Source organism: Halobacterium zhouii, assembly GCF_021249405.1.
Taxonomy (GTDB): Archaea; Halobacteriota; Halobacteria; order Halobacteriales; family Halobacteriaceae; genus Halobacterium; species Halobacterium zhouii.
Map to the genome: position 1 here is coordinate 1879554 of NZ_CP089593.1, position 26934 is coordinate 1906487.

The window sequence follows — 26934 nt, forward strand, 5'->3', positions numbered from 1 at the left end:
TCGTGGACCGTAACGCTAACCCCGAGTCGCGCCCCACGATTGTACATGATTGCCATCGTCGGGGGCGGCATCGCGGGGCTGGCGGCCGCGCACCGACTCCAGGGCCACGGCCACGACGTCCGCGTGTTCGAGGCGTCGGACTCGGTCGGCGGCCTCGCGGCGACGCGGGAGACGGCGGGCGACCCCATCGAGACGTTCTACCACCACCTCTCGGCGTCCGAGGAGACCATCGTGGAGTTGATCGAGGAACTCGGCCTCGGCGACGACCTGCGGTGGCCCATCGGAAAGAACGCGTACTACGTCGACGGCACCGTCCACCCGATGGACACACCGTGGGAGATCCTGGCGTTCCCGCACTGGAGCGTCTACGACACGTTCCGTCTCGGAATGTTGATGCTGGACGTGGACGTTCGCGGCGGCGTCCCCTCCTTCGACACGTACGACAGACTCGAGGATTTCGAGGACGTCTCCGTCAAGGAGTTCTGCATCGAACACACCACGCGGAACGTCTACGAGACGTTCTTCCAGCCGCTCCTGCGAGCGAAGTTCGGGGACCGCGTGAGCGACGTGAGCGCGGCGTGGCTGCTCGGCCGCATCAAGTTCCGCGGCGAACGCGACCTGCTGCGCGGCGAACCCCTGGGGTATCTCGACGGCGGGTTCGGGCGCCTGAACGCCGCGCTGGTCGACGCGGTCGGACGCGAGAACATCGAGACGAACGCGCGCGTGACGAACCTCGGCGTCGCGGACGGCACAGCCCGGACGGTGACCGTGGAGCGAAGCGGCGGCGCGGGCCAGGGTGACGGCGACGATACAGCGCAGTCCGACGGCGGCGGTTCGGCCCGCTCAGTCGCCGACACGGCCTTCGACTGGCAGGGCGAGGAGACCTTCGACGTGGACGCCGTGGTGGTCGCGGCGATGCCGAACGTCCTCGAGGAGCTCACGGGCTACGAGTGCGACATCACGTTCCAGGGGACGGTGTGCTCGCTCGTGAGCATGGACCGCCAGCTCACGGACACGTACTGGCTGAACATCGCGGACGACGCGCCCTTCGGCGCGCTCATCGAGCACACGAACTTCATCTCCGAGGAGCGCTACGGCGGCGAACACCTCCTGTACGTCCCGAAGTACATCCAGAGTCCCGAAGACGAGGTCTGGCAGATGAGCGACGACGAGGTCGAAGAGCACTGGCTCGCGGGCCTGGAGGACCTCTTCCCGTCGTTCGACCGGAGCCACGTCAACTGGATCGAGACGGCCCGGAACCCCCGCACCGCGCCGGTCTACGAGCGCGGCTACCTCGACATGGTGATTCCGTACCACCTCGAGGAGTCGGTGGGCGACGGCGTCTACTACGCGGGGATGGCCTCGCGCGCTCAGTACCCCGAGCGTTCGCTGAACGGCGGCATCGTCGCTGGCTACGAGTGTGCGGACCGAATCGCTGGTGAGAGAGAAACGACGGGGAGAAACAGCGAGCGCCGGGACGGATAAGCGCGTGACACGGACCAGCAAGTGCGACAGACATTTACACACCCACGTCACAAGATGGCGGAGGTGAGAGCAGATTCTCCGCGTCGAATTTCAGACTGAACCGACCGGCACAATCGACCGGCTCGCGTCGTGCATCGATGATGTCCAGAGTATCGAGTTGGACAACGCCTTCTACGTCGAGGACGGGAAATGGATCGAGTCGTTGACGGTGTCGACAACCGAGCCCTTCGACGCCGAGGAGGTCGTGTTCGGTATCTCGGGGACGACGTACTTCTACGGGCAGACGGTGCCGACCGGCTCGTCCGACCGGTACGCGGTTCGGATGATGGTCCTCACGAACGAATCGTACCCGTTCATTCTCGGACTGATCTTGCGCGCAGAAGCGATTCCGAACCGAATCGTGCTGACGCAGGGGGTGTTCGAGATTGTGTTGACGACGCGGACGTGGGACGGGTTCCGTGACCTCGCAGACGAGATAGAGGCATCGCTAGGAAGATTCGATTTGGCGAGTGTGAACAAAATCGCGTCCCCTGGCGAACCCCTCGACAGCGGGCGGCTGACGGAGGTGTTAGTGACGAAACTCCCGGACGCACAGTTGCAGACGCTGGAAATAGCGTACACGATGGGGTACTTCGAGGTACCGCGAGAGGTGTCGGCGACAGACGTGGCGGACGAACTGGGGGTGGCGCAGTCGACGATGAGCGAACGCCTTCGAACGGCAGAGCAGAACCTTCTAGAGATTGTCTACGGCCCGCGGCACTGAGACTTGCGCGCGCCGGCCACGAGGGGTCGTTACGGGTTCAGCCATCAGTGTGATATGTTATCAAACACCAATCCAACTTATAACGTGATACACATCGTTTCCCATCGGGACCATAATGATTGTTTTAACCCCTAATTGAGGAAGTGGCATGGTATCGAAAGACCGTGATGGACCGGGCGAGTCGTCAGACAACCGAACACTCAGTCGACGTGGCTACCTGACTTCTGCGGCAGTCGCCACTGCGGGCCTCTCGACACTCGCGGGCTGTAACAAGTCGAGTGGAGGAGGTCTAGAGGCGAAAGTGCCCGACGGAGTTCCCGCATCGGTCAAAACGAAGTACTGGCACGACTGGTCGACCATCGAGGCGGAAGAACCGCCCCTCGACTACACGGCGAAAGCCGGGTCGGTCCTAGAACCGATTCCGATGGAGTTCTCCAGCGAAGACGACCCCTGGATGCGAGAGCACGCTCTCATGATGAAACGCGCCGCAGAGAATCTCGGTGCGTCCGTTACGCTGAACGACCGTCCGCTCAATCAGCTCTATGCGCAGAGCTGGAACACGCCAGGGCTCGAAGCGGTCGTCTCGATGAGTACCCACGGTCCCGACCCACAGCGCGGGCTCGACCCGAACCCCCTCCTGATGCGCCGGCACAAGAACAGCCCCTCGAACTACGACAACTACTTCAACCCCGAACTGAACGAAATCCTCGAAAAACAGCGCACGCTGACAGGCGACGAATCGAAGCGGAAGCAACTCGTCGACGAGGCACAGCGCATCTTCGCCGAGGACGTCGGGGCGATTATCAGCCTCTTCCCCGACGTCATCACCGCGGCGAACACGAACCGGTGGTCGGGGTACGTGATGACGCCCGGGAACGGACCGACAGGGGACTCCTTCCAATGGTCAGAGGTAAATCTCCAGCCTCAGGCAGACAGCTCCACGTACGTGAAGGGGGTCACTACGTCGATGAACTCACTCAACCTCCCCTGGGCGGCTGGCGGCGCTGAGGAAAAACGCCTGAAGTACATCTACGACGGCCTGTTCGACGCCAACCCCAACCTCGAGGTGATTCCGGCGCTCGCGACAAACGCGGCGTTCACGGACGACACAACGGTCGAATTCGACCTCCGAGAGGGGGTCACGTGGCACGATGGCGAACCCTTCACGGCGGAAGACGTGAAGTTCACCGTTGACATATACAAGGAGTACACTTCGACGAGCCAGGTAGCGTTCTACGAACCCATCGAAAGCGCGGAAGTTCTCGGAGACCACAAGGTCAAGTTCAACCTGAAATATCCGGACGCCGCGTTCCTGACCCAGCGCGTCGTGCGCAGTGTCATCATTCCGAAGCACAAGTGGAAGGACGTCGAAACGCCGTCCCGCCACAGCCCGAAGAATCCAGTCGGAACGGGGCCGTTCAAGTACAAGAGCTGGAGCCAGGGCTCTCAGTTCGAGGTCAAGCGTAACGACGGCCACTGGATGTTCGACGATGCGTGGCGTCAGAAACATCTCGGCGACCAGGCAGTGTCCGGGCCAGGAGTGGAGGGCGTCATCTGGGTCAACCTCAGCAACGTCGACACGATGCTCGGCTCTCTGAAACAGGACCAGATCGACGCGGTCGGCACGACGCTCTCGAACAGCCAGGCGAACCGGGCCGCGAACACAAGTGGTATCGAGAAGATGGTCGCGGAGAACTTCGCGCCACTCGATGCGAAGCTAATGTTCTCCTGTCCGCTCATCCGAGACAAGGAGTTCCGCGTCGCGTTCGCCAAGTCGGTCGACAAACGCGGGTTCGTCGAGGAGGTCCTTCTCGGGAACGCTACGGTTCCGAACGGGGAGAATCCGATCTCTCCGATCACACCCTGGAACACGAAGGACACGAAGAACTACACGCACGACCCCCAGGCCGCGAAAACCATCCTGAAGCAGGCCGGATACACGTGGGACGGGAGTGGCAGCCTCCGATACCCGAACGGGGACGCGTGGGGCGCGTTCGTCGAACGCATCCAGAACGGGAACACGCACAAGCGCCGTGCCGAACTGGGTCAGCCAGACTTCTCCTGACCACTCCGAACCACTACCATTCAATGTCAACAGACACACCGCTCGACGGTCTCACCGTCGTAGACGCCGCCAGTCTGTACGCGGGTCCGCTGTCCGCGATGATCCTGGGCGACTTCGGTGCCGATGTCATCAAGGTCGAACATCCCGAACACGGTGACGCCCTCCGTGAGTTCGGCGACTACCCCGAGGAGCTCTCCTACCAGTGGGTGAACCGGAACAAGAAGAGCGTCCCGCTTGACTTGCACGCGGAGGACGGCCAGGAGATATTCCGAGAGCTCGTCGCGGACGCGGACGTACTCGTCGAGAACTTCCGCCCGGGAACGCTCGAGGATTGGAACGTCGGTTGGGAGACGCTCTCCGACCTGAACGAGGATCTCGTGATGGTTCGCGTCACCGGGTTCGGGCAGACCGGCCCCTACAGTAATCGCCCTGGATTCGGCACACTCGTCGAGGCGATGAGCGGGTACGCGTACTCGACCGGGCAGCCTGACGGCCCGCCGACCCTTCCTCCCACTGCGATGGCGGACACCGTGAGTGCACTCCACTCCGCGTACGCCGCCATGATGGCGCTCTACTGGCGTGATACACAGAACGGCACTGGCCAGTACGTCGACACCTCGATACTCGAGTCGATGTTCGGCGTGCTCGGCGATCACGTCACCGAGTACGGCAGGAAGGGGATCGACCACGAGCGATCAGGGAATCAGAGCAGCCGGACCGCCCCGAGGAACACTTACCGGACGAAAGACGACCGGTGGGTCGCGATATCCGGGAGCGCGCCGAGTATCGCGGAACGAATCCTCCGGATCGTTGGTGGTGAGGACCTCGTCGAGGACGCCCGGTTTCAGACGATGGAGGGGCGCCTCGAGCACGTCGAGGAGTTAGACGCCATCATCGAGGACTGGATGCGAGAACGCACCCGCGAGGAGGTCATCGACATCTTCGAGGAACACGGCGCGGCGCTCGGTCCGGTGAACAACATGGGGGACATCTTCGAGGACGAGCACTTCGACAGACGAGACGCCATCCTGCACGTCGACGATGGCGACGAGGAGGTTCCGATGCGGGGTGTCTTTCCGAAGCTCTCCGAGACGCCGGGACGCGTCGAACACCCTGGTCCGGATATCGGCGAGCACACCGTCGACGTCATCACCGAGTACACAGACAGAACGCCGGACGAGGTGCGGCAACTGGCCGACGACGGCGTCACGCACGTCGGGGGCGAAGGCGATGACTAACCGACTCCGACGGTCGTTCCTCTACACGCCCGCCGACGACGAGTCGATGATGCGGAACGCCGTACGGCTCGACGATGCGGACGCAGTTATCTTCGACCTCGAGGATGCCATTCCGACGGACGCGCTCGACGAGGCGCGGGAGAGTATCGCTGTCGTACTCGAGGAGACGGACAACAGAGCCACAGAGACGTGTACGCGCATCAACGGCCTGCAGACGAATCACTGGCAGACTGACCTCCGGGCGAGTATCGCGGCCGGCGTCGACACAGTCGTTCTCCCGATGATCGAACAGCCTCGGCAGGTCGACATGGCAGTCGAGGCTGCTGCAGAGGTCGGCGACGACAGCCCGGAGTTCCTTGTGACCATCGAGACGCCACGTGGCCTGTTCAACGCGGCGGAGATTGCCGAGCGCGGCGGGGAGTACGAGTCGGTCACTGCGCTCTCCTACGGACTGGGGGACTACACGCGCGCCATCGGTGCAACCGGCAAACCAGCAGAGATGGAGAGGTTTCTCAGGCAGACCATCGTCAGCGCGGCCTCTCTCGGTGGCCTCGACCCGATTACGACGGTCTACCAGGATATCGACGACGATGGAGGGCTGCGTGAGCACGCCTCTGCGGCGCGGCGACTCGGCTACATCGGACAGAAGGCCATCCATCCCACTCAACTATCGACGCTCAACGACATGTACACACCAACCCAGGACGAGTACGAGGAAGCCGTCCAGTTCGTCGACGCGTTCGACAGCGCCGACCGGGATTCACTGGTCGTCGACGGCGTCTTCCTCGACACAGCGATCGTCGAACAGTACCGGACAGTAATCGACCGCCACGAAGAGGTGGCCAGGTGAGCGACTTCCGGCGGTTCCTCGTGAAACGGGTCGCCATCGCGATGATGCTCACAGTCGTCTCCGTCAGCATCATCTTCGTCGTCCTCCGGCTGCTCCCCGGAACCCCATTTGAGGCGCTCATCACTGCCGGCAACCTCAGTGAGAAGCAGGTGCAGGAGATCATGGCCACGTACGGCCTGAACCAACCAATCTGGAAGCAGTACCTCTCGTACCTCCAGAGTCTTCTCACCTTCCAGTTCGGGTACTCCATCCTTCGAAGTCGTCCCGTGTGGGACATTCTCGCCCCAAAACTCGTGAACACACTCGTTCTCCTCGTGCCCGCACTACTCACCACCGCTATCTTAAGTTCTCTCCTCGGGATGTACGTGGGGTGGAATCGCGGGACAACCACCGAAAAGACGAGCATCATCGGGACGACGTTCCTCCGATCGACGCCGGTGTTCATCACGGCGATTCTCCTGCTCATGGTGTTCTCCTATCAGTTGAATCTCGTTCCAGCCTTCGGGATGCGCTCGATCACGGCGTCTCCGAAGGGATACTACCAGACGTTCGCGTCCCTGGACTTCCTACATCACTACATCCTCCCGTTCTCCATCGCGGTACTCTACTACAGCGGGGACTTCCTCCTGTTAGCCCGCAACGGCGTCATCGAGAAGCGGGGATCGGAGTTCCTGAAACTCCACAAGGCAAAGGGGCTGTCAGAGTACGAGCAACTTGCGCGAGCAGGCCGGAACTCCATGCTCCCGATTCTGACGTACTTCGCGCTTCGTCTCGGCATGATCTTCCAGGGGCTCATCCTCCTGGAGGTCGTGTTCGCGTGGCCCGGAATCGGGCGAGCGCTCGTACTCGCCATCCAGCAACAGGACTATCCGCTCGTGCAGGCGGCTGTGTTCATCATGGCGCTCGCCGTCATCATCGCGAATCTGCTCGCGGATGTCCTGTACGCATACTTCGACCCCACCGTCTCGACCAGTGGAGGTGGTGCGGCGTGAGCACGGAGTCCAAGAACGGCGCCGTCCTCTTCGAGCGCGTGAACGCGATTCGGTCGGCCATCGCCGAGCAGTTCGCGTTCCTCCGCCAGGATCGCCTCGCATTCGCCGGTGCGATCATTCTCGTGGTGTTCGTGTTCCTGGGGCTGTTCGGGCCGATGCTCGCCCCCCACGACCCAATCGAGTACGACGTGACGGCCAGCGACGGGAGTGTGATGCGACTCGCGGAGCCGAACGCGCGCGCACTGTTCGGTACAACAGCCTACGGAAAGGACGTGTTCAGCCAGTTCCTCGCCGGTGCCCGGCCGACACTCATCGTCGGACTCGTCGGCGGGGTTCTCACGGGCCTCATCGGCTTCCTGATCGGACTGGTGAGCGGATACTACGGTGGGTGGGTCGACGAGGTGCTGATGCGGTTCACGGACCTCACGTTCTCGCTCCCGTTCATGCCCATGGCACTCCTCCTGTTGACGTTCATCACGTCCAACATCTGGGTGATCACGGCGGTCATCGCGGCGTTCCTCTGGAAGATGCCGGCACGCGTCGTCCGCTCGGAGGTGCTCTCGGTGCGCGAGCGAACGTTCGTCAAGTCCGCGCGCGCAAGCGGTGCGAGCAACCTGCGGACGATGTTCCTGCACGTCGCACCGAACGTCCTGCCCATCGGCTTCCTGTACACGGCGTACGGGGTCGCGTGGGCGATATCTGCGCAGGCGAGTCTCGCGTTCCTCGGCTTCGGCGACCCGACGATGACCAGCTGGGGACGGATGCTTCGGATGGTGTTCGACTCCGGAAGCATCCGGTTCGCGTGGTGGTGGGTGCTCCCGCCGGCACTCAGCATCGCGGCCGTCACGACATCAGTGTTCCTCGTCGGACGCGCCTACGAGGAAGTCATCAACCCCGAAATCCAGACGAACCAATGAGTCTGCTCGACGTCAACGACCTCGAGGTCACGTACAGCACGAAAGACGGGAAGGTACACGCCGTCAACGGCGTATCTTTCAGCATCGACCAGGGAGTGAACTACGGGCTTGCCGGCGAATCCGGTTCGGGGAAGTCTACCGTAGCCGAGGCCGTTCTCGGTCTTCTCCCCGACAACGGAATCGTCGAATCCGGAACCGTCGAGTTCAGAGGCCAGGAGCTCACGGGACTCACCGACGAGGGGCTCCGGGACGTCCTCTGGGAGGACATCGCCTACATCCCCCAGAGCGCGATGGACTCCCTCGATCCGGTGATGACGACGGGTGCCCAGATACGGCAAGCGATACAGAAACACCGCAACGTCTCGACGGAGACCGCCAGAGACCGCGTCCGGGAACTCTTCGACATCGTCGACCTCGACCCCGACCGAATAGACGACTATCCCCACGAGTTCAGCGGCGGGATGCGACAACGCGTCACCATCGCCATGGCACTCGCTCTCGAACCCGATCTCATCATCGCGGACGAGCCAACCACGGGACTAGACGTCGTCGTTCAGGACAAGATTATCGACAAGATACTCGATATCCAGGAGCGCATGGACAGTTCGTTGCTCCTCATCACCCACGAAATCGGGGTGATCGCAGAGACGTGTGACGAACTTTCGATTCTCTACGGAGGGAAGGTGATGGAACAGGGGAGCGTCGACAACGTCCTCATCAACCCGACGAACCCTTACACGATGGGGTTGAAGAACTCCTTCCCGGAGATCGACGAGGAGTCGTCGAATCCGGTATCGATTCCGGGGTCACCGCCAGACCTCGACAGCGTTCCGTCTGGTTGTGTGTTCCAGGACCGGTGTCCGTTCGCAACAGAGGAGTGTGCGGACGAACATCCAGACTTCGTCGACCTCCCGAATCGGAACCACAGGTCGGCGTGCCACCACGTTCAACAAGCTGCGACGATGCGACAGGACGCGACTGAAGCCGAAACGTGGGGTATCAAAGACGACGACGCCGCGTCGTCGGACGTCGGGGAGACGATTTTAGAGACGAAGGACTTGGAGAAGCACTACGGACGGAGTCAGTCACTACTCAGCAAGGTCAGAGGGGAGAACCCGAACCCCGTTCGCGCCGTCGACGGTGTGTCACTCTCCGTCCGGAAGTCGGAGGTCCTCGGAATCGCTGGCGAATCCGGATGCGGTAAATCCACGCTCGGCGAGACGATCGCGTTGCTCGAGGAACCGACTGGCGGGGGAATCGTGTTCGACGGCCAGTCAGACGAGTACTACCGCGACGGGAACATGAAGGAGTTCAGGCGGAAGGCGCAGATCATCTTCCAGGACCCCTATGACTCGCTGAACCCCCGACAGACGGTCAGGGAACTCGTCGGCGAACCACTCACGATTCACGACTACCGGACAGACGAACGAACAGCCGCAGTCACGGAGACCCTAGAGAAGGTCGGACTGACGCCAGCACGAGGCTTCCTCGACCAGTACCCCCACGAACTCTCTGGCGGCCAGCGCCAGCGAGTCGCCATCGCACGCGCGCTCGTCCTCGATCCGGACTTCCTCATCTGTGACGAGCCCGCGTCGATGCTCGACGTCTCCCTCAAGGTGAACCTCCTCAACCTCCTTCGTGACCTCGCGGACACCGACGACATCGGCATCATCTACATCAGTCACGACCTCGCCAGCCTCACGCAGGTCTCGGACCGACTCGCCATCATGTACCTCGGTCGTGTCGTCGAGGAAGGGCTCGTCGACCGCGTCGCCGGCCGACCGAAACACCCCTACACGGAGTCACTGCTGTCTGCATCACCCGAGAAGGACCCCTCTGTCTCGCGTGAACGCGTCCTCCTCGACGGTGAGCCACCGGACCCAGTTGACCTCCCGTCGGGGTGCACGTTCGCGCCCAGGTGTCCGAAGGCGTCGAGCGAGTGCTGGGAGGGCGAACCCGCGTTGGCCGACACTGGTGACGATGACCACCACGCTGCCTGTTACTTCCCAGTGGACGGGAGTGGGGAGGACCCAGCGAGCGAACTCGAATCCCCCGACGCGTCGTCCGAGGAGTCAGCGAGCGACTGAACAACGCTGATCAGCGCTTCGGGACACGTTCAGCCAGCGAATCTTGTCTCTAACATTCTCGTCCCGGCGGAGAACCAGGCCGGTTGCAGCGAAGGCCGGTGCGCCGTTTCTCGAGACACCACGGCCGACTAGCTACTCCACTCCGGGACTGTCCGTGGGGTCGACGTCGTCGGGTTCATCGATGTCGCCGCGCGTCACGTCGCCGTCCTCCGTCTCGACGTAGACGTCGTCGGCGTAGCCGGATTCAGCGTTCTCGAAGTCGGCTTCGTCGAGTTTCTCGGGGGTTGCGGGGGCGTCCGGGAGACCATCGGCGGGCCGGAATTCGCCGAGCGGGTCGTCGATGCTGACGCCGTGCCGGTCGAAGAACGCGGCGTACCGGTCGTAGTGGTCGGCGAGTTCGTCCGGCGGGTACTCCATCATCTCCGCCCAACCGTGGTTGTAGAAGTCAAAGGTGGCGACAGCGTGCGTGATTTCGCGGGCTTCGGCCTCCGAGAATCCTTCCTGGAGCGCGGCGAGATACATGTCGATCGTCGCGTCGAAGAACGCCTCGAGGCGGTTCTCGCGCTCCTCGCGGCGGCCTTCTGCGGCCTTTCCGGCGAAGATCCGGACGTGGAGGTCGACGAGGCCGCGTTTCGCCACCGCGCGCACGCCCGGCAATTCGAGGGCTTTCTTCGACGCGAAGTGGCGGACGTTCTGGTTGATCTTCATACCCGGGCGTACGGAGCGGACGACAAAGAACGTCCCGCTCGTTGCGTCTCCGCTGCGTTGTATCGACGAGGAGAAGATGGCAGCGCTGGCTCCGGGGTAGCGGGCAGAGCGCGGAGCAGACGTCACTCCACGTACGGCAGCGGGCCGTCGTCTCGGAAGGGGACGCGCAGCATCGGCTTGAGGTAGGTGACGGTGACGTAGCCTGCTGTGTCCGCGGGTTCGACGGAGACGTTGTTCGCGCCCTCCGGGAGGTCCAGTAGTTCGCCCGCGCGCTTCCGCTCCGAGACGACTCGGTAGTTTGATTCGGTCATCGTCTGGCGTCGCCGGCCGCAGTAGTCCGCGGTTACCGGCCGTAGGAGCGTGTTACTCACCCACGCAGAATACTCTTTCGGGATTTGATTCGTGGAATAAACACCCCAGATGGTTACCAGATTATTGCGTGGAGGGGCGCGTACTGCCAATCGACGAAACGGAGCGTTCACTCGATGAAAGGAACGGAGCAAGCACAAAGACGGACGACCGAGACATCTCAGTCGACGCCACTCGGAATCGCCGAGTCGACCGCGTGACGGTGGTCTCCGGTCAGGCGGTCACTGGAAGGCGACTTCGCGGCGCTTGTCACCTTCCTCCTTCGGGATGGTGATCTCACAGACGCCGTCCTCGTAGGACGCCGACGCCTCCTCCGGGTCGACGTGAACGGGCAGCGTAATGGTTCGCTCGAGTTTCGACGGGCGCTCGATGACGAGTCCGCGCTCGCCCTCGTCCTCGTCGAAGGGCGGCTTCGACGAACGGTCCGCGGACACCGAGAGCGTGTTCGCGTCCGCGTGGATCTGGATGTCGTCCTTCTCGAAGCCCGGCGTGTCCGCGTACACCACGAGTTCCTTAGGCGTCTCGACGACGTCGACCATCGGTGACGCGAACCTCGACTGTTGCTGTCCCTGCGTGGACTGCTGGGTCATCTTTTCGCCCTCGCTCTCGGGTGGTGCCGGCTGTACACCGCCGAACTCGGGCGGCTGTGGCTGGCCGCGGGCGCCGAACGACCCGCCCGTTCCGCCCTGTTGGACGTCGGTGGACGCTCGATGGTCCTGACGGCGGGCGTGCGGGGACTCCGTCTCGCGTGACTTTCTGGACGACCTGGGACGGTCTCGCTCGTTCATCGCAACTCACCCGGTGATCGTGTCGGGCGTTCGAACGACGGTTTTCGGGGCGGGGCGCGCGAGTACCGGCTCCTGGGGTCGTTCGAATTGCCGTCCGTGCGTCCGGTCCGACGTGACTGCAGTTGCGTGGTATCTCCGAGATGCATTGTTTCCCGTCCCGCTGCCCGGGACGGGTGAAACGTCTACAGAGGCGCTGAAAAAGCGAGTGCACTGTTTACGACTGTTCACGGCCAGCGGCGCCAGTAACGGAGTGTTACTCGAACGTCCGGGAGCGTCGTTCCCGGGAGGCGTCAGTGCGAGGGAAACGGCAATGCGAGGGTGGCGTTGGTACGCCGCGGACGGCGTCGTCAGTCCACTCCGTCGCGTTCGTCGGTGCCGGCAGCCAGCACCGTCGTCGAACTGACGGGCGTTCGAAGATTCTCGTCGTTCTGCCGTCGGTCATCAACATCGATTACTACCAGAGCGAGAGGACATCGCAGGCCTCGAACTCGAAGGGAGACGCTCGAAGCGCGACGTTCCCGGCAGATAGCAACCCACTTTAACCCCGAAAGCATGGTTCGGATTATGAGCGAGTCGTACGTGATTATCGGGGACGGCATCGCCGGCAGCTCGGCCGCGGAAGGTCTCCGCGAGGCGGCCCCCGACGCCAACATCACCGTCGTCACGGACGAGGGTGAAGCCCTCTACAACCGCATCCTCATCAAGGAGTTCGCGAAGGGCAAACTCCCCGAGGCACCGATCAGCATCCACGACCAGGACTGGTACGACGAGCGCGACATCGACCTCGTCTTGAACACGCTCGTCACCAGCGTGAACCAGGACGACCACACCATCCACACCCACGAGGGGGAGACCATCGAGTACGACAAACTCCTCGTGGCCGCGGGCGGTACGCCAAACCAGCTCCCGGTCGAGAACTCCGACGCTGAGGGCGTCCACCACTTCTGGACGTTCCAGGACGCTCGGAGCATCCGCGAGCACGCCGAGGAGGCCGACACCGGCACCGTCATCGGCGCGGGCCTGCTCGGCATCGACCTCGCAGCCATCTGTGGCGCCCAGGACGTGGACGCGAAGTACCTGATGCGCGGGAACTGCTGGTGGCGCTACGCGCTCAGCGGGGACGGCGCCGAAATCATCCACGACGGCCTCCGCGAGATGGGCGTCGAACCCGTCTTCGACTCGGGCGCGGACCACTTCGAGACCGAGGACGGCGAGGTCGTCGCGACGGTCGACCCGAACGGCGAGCGCTACGAATCGGACTTCGTCGGCGTCGCCATCGGCCTCGACTTCAACGTCGAGATCCTCGAGGACACGGACGCCACCATCGACAGCGGGGTCCACGTCGACGAGTACATGCGCACCGACGCGGAGGACATCTACGCAGCGGGCGACATCACGGAGTTCTGGGACACCATCATGAGCGAGCGAGCGCAGAACGGCTCGTGGGGCTCCGCGAAACAACAGGGCGCGCTCGCGGCGAAGACGATGCTCGCGGACGCGGGCCACGATCTCGACGTCGACCCGTTCCGCTGGGTCTCCTCGTACTCCATCACGCACTTTGACTTCCCGTTCCTCTCCTTTGGTTTCCCGACGCTGGGCGACGAGTCCTGCGAGCGCAAGTACAGCGACGACGAGTGGCGCCGCCTGGCGTTCAAGGACGGCAAACTCATCGGTGGCGTGCTCATCGGCAACCTCGCGCCCCAATCGAAGTACAAGAAACTCATCAAACAGGAGGCGACGGTCGCGGACCAGCAGGACGTCCTCCTGCAGGACAACTTCGACATGGACGAACTGGCGCTCCCCACGGAGCAGTAGCGAATCCCCGGAGTCGCCGGCACACTATTCTCCCGCAATCCTTGCCGGCCGGCGATGGCTTTATGCCAAATAATGCCATACGTTACCACGGCACAGGAGTGCCGGTGAGCAGATGAACCCGATTCTCGAAACCACAGAAACGAATCAGGTGTCCGCGGACGCCACTGTCCGCCACATCGACGAACTTCACGACGACGCCCAGACAGCCCTCTCGGCGGCGGCCGCCGACGGGCGCGCCGACATCTCCAAGGAAACCGCGACGAACCTCTCAGACGGCGAAGTCGTACGGTTCACCGGCTACTACCGCGTCAACATCGCGAAGTAGTACACTCGTGGTTTTTGTGGTGCTGGTCGTGTAGTGGTGAGACGTTCCGACTGGAGAATACGAAACCTCATTCCCGGACACCCAGAAAGCCCCGGCTGGTGTGGCCCACGTCACTTTTGCGACCACCCAGAAAGCCCCGGGCCGCTCGCGTCCGCTCGCTCGTTGCGCTCCTCGCCTACGGCTGCGGTGTCTGCTCACGGCGGCGAAGCCGCCGTTCGCACGGGCCGAGGGACGCGAAGCGTCCCTCGCGGCTTACGTCGCGAGCGAACGAGCAAGCGCGAGCGCTGGGGGAGACCTCCGGTCTCCCGAGCAATCGGGCGCTACGCGCCCGATGACCCCGCCCCTTTCAGTCCCACCCAGTACCGGCTGGTCAACCGGCAGGGTGGGACTGAAAGGGGCGGCTGGCTACGGGAAGCACGGCGTAGCAAGCACGAAAACGAACGAAGTGAGTGACGCGCGCAGCGAGCCGCGCGACTGTAGCCAGCCGGGGCTTTCTGGGTGACCTCCGGACTGATAACATCGAGAGAACCAGAATCCACGAGCCCAGCGACTCGCGTCCACACTCCAAACATCGACCAACACGTCAATCGAAGCCGTTTTTCCCGTCGGCAACCGACCATCACGCATGAGTCAACCCGGCGGGAGCACGGACATGACCCTCGCGTTCGAACTGTCCGCGCTCAAGGAACTCGCGAAACCCGGGACGGCGTTCGCGGGCGCGCGCCAGTGGACGGAGTACGTCGGTGTTGTGTCGGACGAGCCGACGTACGTCGTCACGAACTTCACGCGGAAGCGCCGCATCCGGCAGGATTTCTTCTCGGGGCCGAAGGGCAAACAGGAGAGCCTAGAATCCGTGAAACAGCAGTTCGACACGGAACGCCACGTCTTCGTCGGGACAAATGACGAGGACAAGGCGCTCGCCGAGAAGGTGGATTGGGAGTACCTCCCGCTCGAGGACGCCGCGGCGGCCGCGGACTGGGAGCTCGCCGAGGACGGCGAAGCCGACCCGATGCCGGACAAACCGGAGCGCGACGACTGGCCGTAGCCCCGCCGACGCGAGCGTCTGGCCCCGTTTTCTGCGTCAGTTCACGTCCCGACGGCCGAAGTACCACTGGCTCGCACCGACCAGCGCGAGCGTCGCGACCGAGAGAATCGCGGCGGCCGCGACGTCGTACGTGCCGTCCACGAGGATGGCGGTCGGGTCGAAGTATCGCATCGGCGCGACGGCGCCGACCCACGAGTAGTCGGTGCCCGTGACGATCGATTCGAGGAGGAACAATCCGAACACGGTCGCCATCGCGGCGCGCTGGGCGACGCTCGCGCGGTCGGCGACGACGCTGAACACGAAGACGAACGGATGAGTATTCTCCCCGGGTCGTCGCGATAGCTCCGCGGGGCTTAACCACCGCGACGGCCAACGAGGAGGTAATGACCGAACCGCGCGTCCCGGGCACCGAGAGCGACGACGAGTGGGTCGACCTGCCGTGTGGCGAGCGCGCCCACGTCAAGAACTTCGACCTGGGGATGCGCGAGTACGCCTGTTCGTGTGGCGACTCGCACGCCGTCGTGATGGACATGCATCCGCCCGCGCGATTCTTCCCCGAGTCCATCGTCGACGTGCTCAAGCAAGCCATCACGCCCGCGGACGACGACGAGTTCGAGGAGTTCGGCACCCCTCACCTGATGGGCGCGGTGATGGAACAACTCCCCGAGGATGTCGTCGCCGTGGACCAAAGCGAGAACGGCTCTGTTGGGTACGCGTTGCTCTGGGTGGCGGACATGGACTCCCGAGAACTGCACGAGGTGGTCGTCGAACTGATGGTTGAGTTGATGGACCACGCCGTGAGTCACGCCGAGCGCGAGTCCTCGAAGAGCGACTTCGAGGAGCAGATGCTGGACTTCGACGTCACCGAGTTCGTCGAGGAGTACCGCACGGCCCGCGAGTGGGAGGACGAACACGGGCCGCGGGACAGCGAAGCGCGCTGATCGCCGCTGACGGTTCTGTGATTACTGTTCGGCGAGGTTCTGCGACTACTGCTCGACCGGAATCTCGACCGGTTCCTCCTCGGGTTCGGACTCCGTGAGGTTGGTGAGCGCGAGTTCGACGTTGCGCTTGTTCGCCTTCCACCCGGCGTCCGCGATGTCGCCGACGTAGGGGATGGCGCCGACGCCGGTGTCCACGGCGACGTTCGCGAGCATCATCAGGAGCGTGTCGTAGGTGACGCCGAGGCGCGCGGACTCCGCGACGATGTACAGCGAGATTGTCGCGGAGACGACGTCGCCGCCGACCGGGACGACGCTGATGATGGGGTCGAGACCGATCTTGTAGTTCGTGCCGGGGATGGTGATGGACTCGTCGAGCGCCCACGCAACGGTCTTCATCCGCCGGACTGCCGCGCGGTCGACCGAGTCGGGCAGTTCCTCGAGGTCGAACTCCTCTGTGAGGTCGGCGTCGGACTCTGTCATGCACTCGCGTAGAGGGCGGGAGTACTGAAAAGTGCGCTGGCGAGAGTCTGAACGGCTGTTGGTAAGGAGATCCACGTGAGGCGTACCACCCGTAGCCGGGAACCCCGTGGTCAGTCGGGCGCGTACGTGTTGTAGGTGTAGACGAACGTCCCCCACGACCCGCCGAGGACGTTGCTGCCGACGCCGACCAGCGAGAGCATCGTTCCGGCCATCGGGAACGCGAACTGGACGAGGAGGCCACAGAGACCGAGCGCGGCGCCGAGCGTTCCGAGGGCGAAACTCCGGGACGCGCGCTCGAAGGTGTACTTCGCGTGCCAGTGATAGGTGTAGCTGCCGCCGAGGTAGAACAGCGCGAGGACGAACGCGTACATCGACCGCAGCCACGCTCCATCCCCGGTGAGTCCAGCGACGTCACCCGCAAATGCGCCGAGGAGGGCGGCGAGCGCGGCGACGAGGAGGTACGCGAGGGCCACGCCGAGGTTCAGCGCGCTCGGGCGGGTGGCGGGGTCCGACAGCGCCCGGCGGTATCGGTGCAGGAGCCGTGTATTCACGACGCCGTCGAGGAACGCGCGACGTGTAGGCTTTCGGGTTCGGCGGGTGTTCGTGTCCGGCGGATGTTCGGGTTCAGTAGACGTTCAGGTCCGGCGGATTCGGCCACTCAATCGGCATCCGCAATCGTGGCCGCGAACCCCTCCGGGGAACCCCGGTCGTAGCGCGCGAGAATGCGGTCAACGCACGCCGCCGGCGGGTGTTCGGCGGTGTCGAGTTCGACGTCGTAGGTCCGCCCGCGGTGGTAGCCCTCGAACTGCTCGCTCGCGAACCCCCGGCGTTCGGGCGGTCGCTCGGCCTCGCGTCGCTCGAGTTCGGAGAGCGCACACCGAAGACCGACGAGCCAGACCTCGTGGTCGGCAAGCAGGTCGGCGTCGAGGTCGGGCCGGAGGTGGTCGGCGACGACGGGAAGTTCCCGGGCGCTCTCGGCAACCGAGCGGTGGTAGGCGCGCTCCATGCGCTCGAACTCGTCGGGGTCGAACCCGGCCGTGTCGGGGAGCGCGTCAATGAACGCGTCCAGTTCGAGGTGGAGTGTGGGTTCGCCGCGCTCGCTGAGTCGCCGTTGCAGCAGGGCCGCGGTGGTGGTCTTCCCGGACGCCGGCGGGCCGGAGAGGACGAAGACGGTGTGATGGGGCATCGTTCGCGTGTCTCGCGCACTCGACATGACTGTTCCTCTGCCCCGCCCCGGATGAGTTGCGTATTTCGTAATTCAGTTCCGAACTCCGTACGAGTTCGCCGGACTTATTACGATGAGCGCACTCCACACGGACAGCAATGAGCGAGCACGACCGTACGGTTCTTCTCGTCGGAAGCGGCCCCATCCAGATCGGACAGGCGGCGGAGTTCGACTACTCTGGCGCGCAGGCCTGCCGAGCGCTCCAGGAAGAAGGCGTGCGCGTCGTGCTCGTGAACTCGAACCCCGCGACCATCATGACCGACCCCGAGATGGCCGACGCCGTCTACATCGAACCCATCACGACGGAGGCCATCGCGGAGGTCGTCCGGAAGGAGAACCCCGACGGCGTCATCGCGGGCCTCGGCGGCCAGACGGGACTGAACGTCACCGCGGAGTTGGCCGAGCAGGGCGTCCTCGACGAACACGACGTCGACATCATGGGGACGCCACTGGACACGATTTACGCGACCGAGGACCGCGACTTGTTCCGCCAGCGCATGGAGGAACTGGGGCAACCGGTGGCGCGCTCGCGGACCATCGCGCTCGACGACGACGAATCGCTCACGGACGTCGACGCGGACGCGCTGGAGGGGCGCGTCGAGCAGGCGGTCGAGGACGTCGGCGGCCTCCCGGTCATCTCGCGAACGACGTACACGCTCGGCGGGAGCGGGAGCGGCGTCGTCCACGAGATGGAGGAGCTCAAAGAGCGCGTGCGGAAGGGCCTCCGCCTCTCGCGGAACGGCGAGGTGCTCGTCACGGAGTCCATCGCCGGCTGGGTGGAACTCGAGTACGAGGTGATGCGGGACGCCGGCGGGACCTGTCTCATCGTCTGCAACATGGAGAACATCGACCCGATGGGCATCCACACCGGCGAGTCGACGGTCGTCACGCCCTCCCAGGTCATCCCGGACGACGGCCACCAGGAGATGCGCGACGCCGCCCTCGAGGTCATCAGCGACCTCGGCATCGAGGGCGGATGTAACATCCAGTTCGCGTGGCGCGACGACGGCACGCCCGGCGGCGAGTACCGCGTGGTCGAGGTGAATCCACGCGTCTCCCGCTCCTCCGCGCTCGCGTCGAAGGCGACCGGCTACCCCATCGCTCGCGTCACCGCGAAGGTCGCGCTCGGCAAGCGCCTCCACGAGATCACAAACGAGATCACGGGCGAGACGACGGCGGCCTTCGAACCCGCCATCGACTACGTCGTCACGAAGGTGCCCCGCTGGCCGAACGAGAAGTTCCCGGAGACGGAGTTCGACCTCGGCACCGCGATGAAAAGTACAGGAGAAGCGATGGCCATCGGGCGCACCTTCGAGGAGAGTCTGCTGAAGGCGCTTCGCTCCTCGGAGTACGACCCGAGCGTGGAGTGGGACGAGGTGGGCGACGACGAACTCGACGCCGACTACCTGGAGACGCCGACGCCCGACCGCCCGTACGCGCTGTTCGAGGCGTTCGAGCGCGGCTACACCGTAGACGAAGTAGAGGCCCTGACGGGCATCAAGGAGTGGTACCTCGAGCGCTTCCAGAACGTCGCCGACGCCGCCGTCGCCGCGAGCGAGGGCGACTTCGAGACGGCCGCCGAGACCGGATTCACGAACGCGGAGGTGGCGAGGATGACGGACGGCGGTATCGAGGCGGTAGAGGACGCCGCGCCCGACCGGACGTTCAAGCAAGTGGACACCTGCGCGGGCGAGTTCGCGGCGTCCACACCGTACTACTACTCTGCCCGCGACGCCGGCGCCCGGCGCGACGAAGTGCAGGCAGACCGGGACGCCGACAGCGTCGTCATCGTCGGCGGCGGCCCCATCCGCATCGGGCAGGGCGTGGAGTTCGACTACTGCACGGTCCACGCGGTGCGCGCGCTCAGAAGCCAGGGAATCGACGCGCACGTCGTGAACAACAACCCCGAGACGGTGTCGACGGACTACGACACCAGCGACGGCCTGTTCTTCGAACCGGTCACCGCCGAGGAGGTTGCCGACGTCGTCGAGGCGACGAACGCGGACGGCGTGATGGTGCAGTTCGGCGGGCAGACGAGCGTCGACGTCGGCGAACCGCTGGAGGCCGAACTGGAGCGCCGCGACCTCGACTGCGAGGTCATGGGGACGAGCGTGGACGCGATGGACCTCGCGGAGGACCGCGACCGGTTCAACCGCCTGATGGACGACCTAGGGATCAGCCAGCCGTCCGGTGGCTCCGCGACGAGCGAGGACGAGGCGCTAGAACTCGCCCACGACATCGGCTACCCGGTGCTCGTGCGCCCCTCCTACGTGCTCGGCGGGCGCGCGATGGACGTCGTGCACGACGACGAGGAACTCCGGGAGTACGTCGCGGAGGCGGTGCGAGTCAGCCCCGAGAAGCCGATTCTCGTCGACGAGTTCCTGGACGGCGCCGTCGAGCTGGACGTGGACGCCGTGAGCGACGGCGAGGACGTCCTGCTCGGCGGCGTGATGGAACACGTCGAGAGCGCAGGCGTCCACTCCGGGGACTCGGCGTGCGTGATTCCGCCGCGTTCCCTGGACGACGAGACGATGGCGCGGGTGCGCGAGGTCACGGAGGACATCGCGCGGGCGCTGGACACCGTCGGCCTGCTGAACGTGCAGCTAGCCGTAAAAGATGGCGAGGTGTACGTCCTCGAAGCGAACCCGCGCTCCTCGCGCACGGTTCCGTTCGTCTCGAAGGCGACGGGCGTCCCCATCGCGAAACTGGCGGCGCGGGTGATGGCGGGCGAGTCGCTCTCAGACCTCGATGCGAACGAGAGCGTCCCCGAGCAGTACAGCGTGAAGGAGGTCGTCCTGCCGTTCGACCGCCTGCCCGACTCGGACCCGCGTCTCGGCCCGGAGATGAAGTCCACGGGCGAGGTGATGGGGACCGCGGACACGTTCGGGAAGGCCTACGAGAAGGCCCAGTCAGCGGCGGCCAACGACCTCCCCGAGAGCGGGACGGCGGTCGTGGACCTCGACGGTGTGACGGACGACGGGGATGGCTTCGCCGAGCACTACGACGTCGAGGCGTTCGAGGACGTGCCCGCGGCGATTCGCGCGGGCGACGTGGACCTCGTGGTGAGCGACGACCTGGACGCGCTCCAGACCGCGGTCGAGGAGGAGGTGTCCTACCTCTCGACGGCGGCGGGCGCGAGCGCCGCGCTGGACGCGCTCGCTCGCCGAGCGGACTCGCTGTCGGTTCACCCGGTGAGCGAGCGCCCGGTTCGAAACGACGACTGGGGCGGAAGCGAGTAAGCTACGTGAGCGCGTCGGCCACCCACATCACGACGCCGGCGACGATGAGGAGAATGCCGATGGTCGACGTGATCGGTTCGGGGAAGAGGAACAGGATGACGCCGCCGACGAGGAGCAGCGATATCCCGCCCTCGTCCAGCCAGCTATCGTCCTCCCGTTCGGCCGCCGGACCGCGTTCGGCGTACGCTTCGTCGCCGTACTCTTCGTCGTCGTACACGTCGTCTTCGTCACGGTACACCGGCGGCCACCCGACACCCCAGCCCCAGCCGGCGCCCAGTCCGTACGGGAACGACGAGTCGTCGTACGCGTTGTCCGGGTCGTCGTCGTACGCGTCGTCGCGATACGCCTCGTCCGTGCGGCTATCGTCCCCACGCATACGTCTCGATACTGTCGCTACACAACTATGCCTTCGGGCCAGTTGGTTCCCCGCCACCGGCGGTAAAGAGTGGCTACTCGGTGGTATCGAGTGTGTAGTTAACTGGGGAGGAGCCGTTTCGTAGTGACGCCCCACCTGGCATTCGGCGTGGCGCACGCGCGCCACCCACCCCAATTTCCGGCGCGACGGTTACCCGGCGATCAGCATCACGGCAGCGCCGGCGACGACCAGCGCAGCGAGCGCGTACCACGGTTCCTTCGTGACGGTTCGCCCCGCGACGCTCCCGTCGTACGCCCGCAGTCCGAGCGCGCCCGCGACGAAGAAGACGGCGAGTGAGACGCCGACGGCGGTGTAGCCGATGGTCCGGAGGTACGCGGCGAACGCGCCGACGACACTGCCGAGGACGGCGGCGTGCCACTCGGTGAACGTGAGCGAGTTGCCGGAGCCGACGGTGTTGGACATTGTGTTCGCAGACCCACGGAGTGCATATAAGTGATTTGGTCGTCGGGGGAACAGGTTGTGTCAGAGCGTGAGACGACGGAGCATAGCGTTAGCCAGTGATGCCGGAATGCGACTTCAATCAGTAACAAGAACGCAGCGGCAGTTTACAGCACCGGCCCGCGCTGTCAGTCCGCGGCGAGGGGTACGCGACCCGATTCGGCCATCGCGAGCACGTCGTCGAAAAAGTCGAGCGTATCGTGGGGACCAGGGTTGGCCTCGGGGTGGTACTGGCGGGTGAGCACGTCGAGTTCCGCGGAGTCCAGGGCCTCCGGCGTGTCGTCGTTGACGTTTATCTGTGTTACCTCGAGGTCGCCGGGGTCGGCGACCGTGTAGCCGTGGTTCTGCGTAGTCATGACGACGCGCCCGCTCTCGTGGTCGAGCACCGGCTGGTTGACGCCGCGGTGGCCGAACTCCATCTTCTCGGTGGTGCCGCCGAGCGCGCGGGCGACGACCTGCTGTCCGAGGCAGATGCCGGCGAGCGGGATATCGCCGACGAACTCCGAGACGACGCGCTGGGCGGCCTCGAAGTTCGCGGGGTCGCCGGGGCCGTTGGAGACAAATAGCACGTCGGGGTCGAGTTCGGCGACCGCTTCGGGTGTGGCGTCGTGTGGGAGCACGGTGACCGTCGCGCCGCGGTCGGTGAGTGAGTCGACGATGGAGCGCTTCGCGCCGCAGTCCAGGAGTGCGACGTGGGTGTCGGCGTTCGCACCGTCACCGGCGTCAGTGCCGTGGGTTTCGCGTTCGGCGACGCTGACGCGCTCGCCGATGTCCTCGATGTCGCTCATGTGCGGGCAGTCCGCTAGTTCGGCGCGGGCGGCCTCTGGCGTGGCGTCGGGGCCGGCGGCGATACCGACCTTCATTGCGCCCTGCTCGCGCACGCTGAGGACGACGTCCCGGGTGTCGAGGCCGTCGACGGCGGGAACGCCCTCCTCGCGCAGCCAGTCGGCGATGTCGTCGGTGAGTTCGCGCGCGACGACGGCGCTCGGGTGGACGCGGTCGGATTCGAAGCGCTCGGGGCGAACACCATAATTCCCGATGAGCGGGTAGGCGAACGTGAGCACCTGGGCCTCGTAGGACGGGTCGGTGAGGCTCTCTTCGTACCCCGTGTAGGCGGTGGTGAAGACGAGTTCGCCCTGCGCACGGCCGGGAGCGCGGGCGTTCGCTTCGACCACGTCGCCAGTTTCGAGCGCGAGGTAAGCGTCCGTCATTACGAGAATCAAACGGATGACCGCACTATAAACCTTGCTTTCGTAACGAAGTTTCGATTTTCGCAATCCTTTTTGTGTCGGGGCGGCAGGTGAGGACATGGACGACATCGACCGGCGCATCCTCGACACGCTGCGGCGGGACGCGCGGACCGCGTACACGGAGATCGCCGACGACATCGGCGTCAGCGAGGGAACGGTGCGGAACCGCGTCGACAGCCTGATGGACGACGGCGTCATCGAGCGGTTCACCGTCGCCACCTCCACCGGGAACGTCAAGGCCATGATCGAGATCGGCGTCGCCATGGACGTCAACACCCACGAGATCGGCGACCGGATGAAGGGGTGGAACGAGGTGGACTTCGTCTGGCAGGTGTCCGGTGAGGACGACATCGTGCTCGTCGTGGACGCCACGGACACCGGCGGTGTCAACGAACTCGTGACGAAGGCCCGCGAGCAGGAGGAGGTCGTCTCCACCAAAACGCGTCTGATCCTCGACGAGAAACTCGGGTAGGGAACGCGGACGAGAAGCGTTGGCGGAACGAGTGGGCCGAAGCGGATGTCGGCGGAACGAGTGGGCCGAAGCGGATGTCGGCGGAACGAGTGGGGCGAAACGGGTGTCGGCGGAACGAGTCGTCGACGGAACTGCTGGTAGTGTCAGAACTACTCGTGGCTGGTAGTGTCAGAACTACTCGTGGCTGGTAGTGTCAGAACTGTTCGTGGTGACCCTTCCGAGCGTGGAGCCTGTCGTACACGCGTGAGAGCGCGCGTGACACGGGGTCGCGACTGAACGCCGGTTCGACGTGTCCCCCGCGGATGGCGTCGGCGACGTCGGCCGGGGCGAGCGACTCGGCGTCGACGCGCGTGTACGACCGGCCGACCTCGAAGGGATAGTGGGCGTCACTCCCGCCGACGAGCGGGAGCGCGCGGTCCGCGGCCACCTCGCGGGCGGCGTCCCACGCGCGCCTGCTCTTCCCGTTGAGTTCCACGGCGTCGAAGTCGGCGTCGCTGTGACGTACCTTCGACCGGCGGAACGGGTGCGGGAGGATGACCGCGCAGTCCCGGTCGTGTGCCATCGACACCACCGCGTTCGGGGTGAGCTCCCCGGGCCGCGTGCGCCTCGGCGGGTCCGGGCCGACGACCAGAACGTGGCCCTCGGTCGTCGTCACCTCGATGCCGGGGATGGAGGCGACGCCGCCGCCCTCGAACGGCGTGCAGTAGTCGTGGTTCGTGAGCGCGACACCGTCGAGGCCCCGGGCACGTGCCGCGAGCGCGAGTAGTCGATAGCCGAACGGGTCGAACGCAGTGCCCGCGCGTTCGAATCCGTGGAAGAACCGAGTGTGCGCGTGGAGATCGACGGCGTACATGCGTGGTTGTTGTCCAGCTATTACTTTTGGTGTTGCGGGCCGTTCGAACGCTCATGGCGAGTCACGTCCTCGTCCTCAATCCCGTGTGCGGTGACGGGCAACACGCCGAACGCGTGCACGACATCGCCGCCATTCGAGGATACGACGTCCGCGAAACGAAGGCAGAAGGCGACGGTGTGAAGTTCGCACGCGACGCCGCCGACGACGGGGCGAGCGTCGTGGCGGCCTGCGGCGGCGACGGCACCGTCAACGAGGTCGTACGCGGCCTCGACGACGCCGACGCGCTCGACAGCGTGACCTTCGGTGTCGTCCCCTGTGGCACTGGTAATAACTTCGCCGGCAACATCGGCGTCACCGAAATCGACCAGGCCTTCGACGTCCTCGAGGACGGCGACGAGCGCCGCATCGACCTCGGATACGCCGACGACCAGTTGTTCGTGAACTCGTGTATCGCCGGCGTCCCCGCGGACGCCAGTCACAAGACGTCGAGCAATTCGAAGCAACGACTCGGCGTGCTCGCGTACGTGCTGACGCTCCTGCAGGAGGTGACCGACTACAGCGGCCTCGAACTCACGCTCATCGACCAGCACGGCGAGGAACATTGGGCGGGAAGCGCGGCCGTCGTGTTCGTCGGCAACGTTCGCCGGGCGAGCGCACAGCGCGTCAAGCAGGCTAACGCCGAAGACGGTCTCTTCGACGTCACCATCGTCGAACAGGTCCCCCCGACGAAGCTACTCCGGGCGGCTACCGTCGAGCGCCTGTTCGGTGAAGACGAGGAGTACGTCACCCGCATACTCTCCCAGAGCCTCACCATCACCGTCCACGAGAACGACCCGGTGACATTCAGTCTGGACGGCGAACCGCTCGAGGCCAACACGGTCGAGTTCACCGTTCGGGAGAAGGCGCTCCGCGTCCGGGTCGGGGACGACTACCGGCCCGACCCGAACGGATGAAAGCAGGGAACGACGCACGCGAGTGGAAGCGTCATCGGCTAGAGTCGAAGCGCTATTGACCCAGGTCCCCCTCCGTTCGGGCATGAGCGAGACGCAGTCCGACGTTCCGGCCGAGTCCTCCCGGGACGACGAAACCGCGGAGAACGCCGAACAGGACGTCGTCACTGTCGACGAGTTCGACGAGAAGCAGGGGATGGCGAACCGTCTCGACGCACACATGGGCGACGGCATCCGCCACCGCGCGTTCACCTGCATGCTGTTCGACGAGGACGGACGCCTCCTGCTCGCACAGCGCGCCGCCCGCAAGCGCCTCTGGGACACGCACTGGGACGGCACCGTCGCCAGCCACCCGGTCGAGGGCCAGAGCCAGGCGGAAGCTACTCGCGAGCGACTCGAGGAGGAACTCGGCATCACGCCCGACCAGTACGACGACCTGGAGGTCACCGACCGCTTCGAGTACAAGCGCCACTACATCGACGAGGGCGTGGAGTGGGAGGTCTGTGCGGTGCTCAAGGCGACGCTCACGGACACCAGCCTCGACCCGGACCCCGAGGAGGTCGGCGGCGTGCTCTGGGCGGACTACGAGGACGTCCACGAGAACCCCCGGTACTACCGCCAGCTCCGCCTCTGCCCGTGGTTCGAGATCTCGATGCGCAGGGACTTCGAGGGGGACGCCGACCCCGTCCCGGACGGAACTCGGGAATAGCGGCCGGGCGACAGCCCCGAATAGCCTTTTCTCGCCGCCACCCGAACAGCCGGTGTGCTCGTGTTGACGCGGGCGGCCTACGACGCGGTACTCGACCACGCTCAGGTGGACGTGCCGCGGGAAGCCTGTGGCGTGCTGGTCGGCCGCGAGCAGGACGGCGAGCGACACGTCGAGGAGGTCCGCCGGGTGCCGAACGTCTCCGAGACGCCGCGCGTCGCGTACGAACTCGACCCGGAGGCGACGCTCGCAGCGTTCGACGACGCAGAGGCGGCGGGCCGGGACGTACTCGGATTCTACCACTCCCACCCCTCAGGGCCGGTCCGGATGAGTGCACGGGACCGCGAGCAGGCGTCGTGGCCGGGGCGCGTCTACGTGCTCGTCTCGCTCGCAGCGCGCCCGCCAGTGCTCGACGCGTGGACCTGGACCGGCGAAGCGTTCGAGCGCGAGGCGGTCACTGTACGCGGAACGTAGAACGGGACTGCTGGCAGACTGCG

The 26934-nt window shown here is 64.9% G+C and carries 28 protein-coding genes; 17 read left to right on the plus strand and 11 right to left on the minus strand.

Annotated elements, in window-relative coordinates:
• Positions 1-45 precede the first annotated feature (45 nt).
• The 8 genes from LT970_RS09805 (at position 46) to LT970_RS09840 (ending at position 10397) form a co-directional block, all read left to right on the plus strand.
• Positions 46-1485, plus strand: coding sequence for an NAD(P)/FAD-dependent oxidoreductase (locus LT970_RS09805; RefSeq protein ID WP_232686287.1), 1440 nt, complete (start codon positions 46-48; stop codon positions 1483-1485).
• A gap of 112 nt (positions 1486-1597) precedes the next feature.
• Positions 1598-2248: a helix-turn-helix domain-containing protein gene (locus LT970_RS09810; protein WP_349292260.1), complete on the plus strand. Its 651-nt coding sequence runs from the start codon at positions 1598-1600 to the stop codon at positions 2246-2248.
• A 148-nt stretch (positions 2249-2396) separates the two neighbouring features.
• A complete protein-coding gene (locus tag LT970_RS09815) occupies positions 2397-4313 on the plus strand; it encodes an ABC transporter substrate-binding protein (RefSeq protein WP_349292210.1) in 1917 nt (638 codons plus the stop codon).
• Between the two features lie 23 nt (positions 4314-4336).
• Positions 4337-5551, plus strand: a complete 1215-nt coding sequence (locus LT970_RS09820) for a CaiB/BaiF CoA transferase family protein (RefSeq protein WP_232686290.1) — start codon at positions 4337-4339, stop codon at positions 5549-5551.
• The gene (locus LT970_RS09825) at positions 5544-6401 is read left to right on the plus strand and encodes an HpcH/HpaI aldolase/citrate lyase family protein (protein ID WP_232686291.1); all 858 of its coding nucleotides are present in this window, start codon (positions 5544-5546) and stop codon (positions 6399-6401) included. The genes LT970_RS09820 and LT970_RS09825 overlap by 8 nt, the downstream gene beginning before the upstream one ends.
• Positions 6398-7393, plus strand: coding sequence for an ABC transporter permease (locus LT970_RS09830; RefSeq protein ID WP_232686292.1), 996 nt, complete (start codon positions 6398-6400; stop codon positions 7391-7393). The genes LT970_RS09825 and LT970_RS09830 overlap by 4 nt, the downstream gene beginning before the upstream one ends.
• Positions 7390-8310, plus strand: a complete 921-nt coding sequence (locus LT970_RS09835; RefSeq protein ID WP_232686293.1) for an ABC transporter permease — start codon at positions 7390-7392, stop codon at positions 8308-8310. Before LT970_RS09830 ends, LT970_RS09835 begins: the two co-directional genes overlap by 4 nt.
• Positions 8307-10397, plus strand: coding sequence for a dipeptide ABC transporter ATP-binding protein (locus LT970_RS09840; RefSeq protein ID WP_232686294.1), 2091 nt, complete (start codon positions 8307-8309; stop codon positions 10395-10397). The genes LT970_RS09835 and LT970_RS09840 overlap by 4 nt, the downstream gene beginning before the upstream one ends.
• Before the next feature lie 132 nt (positions 10398-10529).
• On the opposite strand, the gene LT970_RS09845 is transcribed toward LT970_RS09840, so the two are convergent.
• The 3 genes from LT970_RS09845 to LT970_RS09855 form a co-directional block, all read right to left on the minus strand.
• A complete protein-coding gene (locus tag LT970_RS09845; protein WP_232686295.1) occupies positions 10530-11105 on the minus strand; it encodes a DUF6149 family protein in 576 nt (191 codons plus the stop codon).
• Positions 11106-11227: 122 nt separating this feature from the next.
• Positions 11228-11416, minus strand: a complete 189-nt coding sequence (locus tag LT970_RS09850; RefSeq protein WP_232686296.1) for a hypothetical protein — start codon at positions 11414-11416, stop codon at positions 11228-11230.
• Between the two features lie 279 nt (positions 11417-11695).
• Positions 11696-12262, minus strand: coding sequence for an Hsp20/alpha crystallin family protein (locus LT970_RS09855; RefSeq protein ID WP_232686297.1), 567 nt, complete (start codon positions 12260-12262; stop codon positions 11696-11698).
• A gap of 564 nt (positions 12263-12826) precedes the next feature.
• Between LT970_RS09855 and LT970_RS09860 the strand changes: the two genes are divergently transcribed.
• From LT970_RS09860 to LT970_RS09870, 3 genes are all read left to right on the plus strand, one after another.
• Positions 12827-14077, plus strand: a complete 1251-nt coding sequence (locus LT970_RS09860; RefSeq protein ID WP_232686298.1) for an NAD(P)/FAD-dependent oxidoreductase — start codon at positions 12827-12829, stop codon at positions 14075-14077.
• 112 nt (positions 14078-14189) lie between these two features.
• Positions 14190-14402, plus strand: a complete 213-nt coding sequence (locus LT970_RS09865) for a DUF7979 domain-containing protein (protein ID WP_232686299.1) — start codon at positions 14190-14192, stop codon at positions 14400-14402.
• A gap of 625 nt (positions 14403-15027) precedes the next feature.
• Positions 15028-15447 carry a DUF7124 domain-containing protein gene (locus tag LT970_RS09870; RefSeq protein ID WP_232686300.1) on the plus strand — a complete coding sequence of 140 codons (420 nt, stop codon included), beginning with the start codon at positions 15028-15030 and terminating at the stop codon, positions 15445-15447.
• 36 nt (positions 15448-15483) lie between these two features.
• Here LT970_RS09870 and LT970_RS09875 read toward each other — a convergent pair whose 3' ends face one another.
• Complete coding sequence (locus LT970_RS09875) at positions 15484-15747, minus strand: hypothetical protein (protein WP_232686301.1); 264 nt, start codon at positions 15745-15747, stop codon at positions 15484-15486.
• Positions 15748-15830: 83 nt separating this feature from the next.
• On the opposite strand from LT970_RS09875, the gene LT970_RS09880 reads away from it, so the two are divergent.
• Positions 15831-16388 carry a DUF5815 family protein gene (locus tag LT970_RS09880; protein ID WP_232686302.1) on the plus strand — a complete coding sequence of 186 codons (558 nt, stop codon included), beginning with the start codon at positions 15831-15833 and terminating at the stop codon, positions 16386-16388.
• A gap of 45 nt (positions 16389-16433) precedes the next feature.
• Here the strand turns inward: LT970_RS09880 and LT970_RS09885 are convergent, their stop codons facing one another.
• From LT970_RS09885 to LT970_RS09895, 3 genes are all read right to left on the minus strand, one after another.
• The gene (locus tag LT970_RS09885; protein WP_232686303.1) at positions 16434-16868 is read right to left on the minus strand and encodes a DUF4112 domain-containing protein; all 435 of its coding nucleotides are present in this window, start codon (positions 16866-16868) and stop codon (positions 16434-16436) included.
• A 110-nt stretch (positions 16869-16978) separates the two neighbouring features.
• Positions 16979-17419: a hypothetical protein gene (locus LT970_RS09890; RefSeq protein WP_232686304.1), complete on the minus strand. Its 441-nt coding sequence runs from the start codon at positions 17417-17419 to the stop codon at positions 16979-16981.
• Between the two features lie 107 nt (positions 17420-17526).
• On the minus strand, positions 17527-18054 hold the full coding sequence (locus tag LT970_RS09895) for a phosphotransferase-like protein (RefSeq protein ID WP_232686305.1): 528 nt from the start codon (positions 18052-18054) through the stop codon (positions 17527-17529).
• A gap of 137 nt (positions 18055-18191) precedes the next feature.
• Between LT970_RS09895 and carB the strand changes: the two genes are divergently transcribed.
• Positions 18192-21332 (plus strand): carbamoyl-phosphate synthase large subunit, encoded by a 3141-nt coding sequence (carB, locus tag LT970_RS09900; protein WP_232686306.1) that lies wholly within the window; start codon positions 18192-18194, stop codon positions 21330-21332.
• Position 21333: 1 nt separating this feature from the next.
• On the opposite strand, the gene LT970_RS09905 is transcribed toward carB, so the two are convergent.
• The 3 genes from LT970_RS09905 to carA all read right to left on the minus strand — a co-directional run bounded on the left by LT970_RS09905 (position 21334) and on the right by carA (position 23417).
• Positions 21334-21708 carry a hypothetical protein gene (locus LT970_RS09905; protein WP_232686307.1) on the minus strand — a complete coding sequence of 125 codons (375 nt, stop codon included), beginning with the start codon at positions 21706-21708 and terminating at the stop codon, positions 21334-21336.
• Between the two features lie 189 nt (positions 21709-21897).
• Positions 21898-22170, minus strand: coding sequence for a hypothetical protein (locus tag LT970_RS09910; protein ID WP_232686308.1), 273 nt, complete (start codon positions 22168-22170; stop codon positions 21898-21900).
• Positions 22171-22334: 164 nt separating this feature from the next.
• Positions 22335-23417 (minus strand): glutamine-hydrolyzing carbamoyl-phosphate synthase small subunit, encoded by a 1083-nt coding sequence (gene carA, locus LT970_RS09915; protein ID WP_232686309.1) that lies wholly within the window; start codon positions 23415-23417, stop codon positions 22335-22337.
• Between the two features lie 97 nt (positions 23418-23514).
• Here carA and LT970_RS09920 point away from each other — a divergent pair, with 97 nt between their 5' ends.
• Entirely contained in the window at positions 23515-23928 is a 414-nt protein-coding gene (locus LT970_RS09920) for an Lrp/AsnC family transcriptional regulator (RefSeq protein WP_232686310.1), read from the plus strand.
• 193 nt (positions 23929-24121) lie between these two features.
• Here the strand turns inward: LT970_RS09920 and LT970_RS09925 are convergent, their stop codons facing one another.
• Positions 24122-24781 carry a PHP-associated domain-containing protein gene (locus LT970_RS09925; RefSeq protein WP_232686311.1) on the minus strand — a complete coding sequence of 220 codons (660 nt, stop codon included), beginning with the start codon at positions 24779-24781 and terminating at the stop codon, positions 24122-24124.
• 53 nt (positions 24782-24834) lie between these two features.
• On the opposite strand from LT970_RS09925, the gene LT970_RS09930 reads away from it, so the two are divergent.
• From LT970_RS09930 to LT970_RS09940, 3 genes are all read left to right on the plus strand, one after another.
• Positions 24835-25734 carry a diacylglycerol/lipid kinase family protein gene (locus LT970_RS09930; protein ID WP_232686312.1) on the plus strand — a complete coding sequence of 300 codons (900 nt, stop codon included), beginning with the start codon at positions 24835-24837 and terminating at the stop codon, positions 25732-25734.
• Between the two features lie 82 nt (positions 25735-25816).
• Entirely contained in the window at positions 25817-26440 is a 624-nt protein-coding gene (gene idi / locus LT970_RS09935; protein WP_232686313.1) for an isopentenyl-diphosphate Delta-isomerase, read from the plus strand.
• Positions 26441-26494: 54 nt separating this feature from the next.
• Positions 26495-26911 carry a desampylase gene (locus tag LT970_RS09940; RefSeq protein ID WP_232686314.1) on the plus strand — a complete coding sequence of 139 codons (417 nt, stop codon included), beginning with the start codon at positions 26495-26497 and terminating at the stop codon, positions 26909-26911.
• Positions 26912-26934 lie beyond the last annotated feature (23 nt).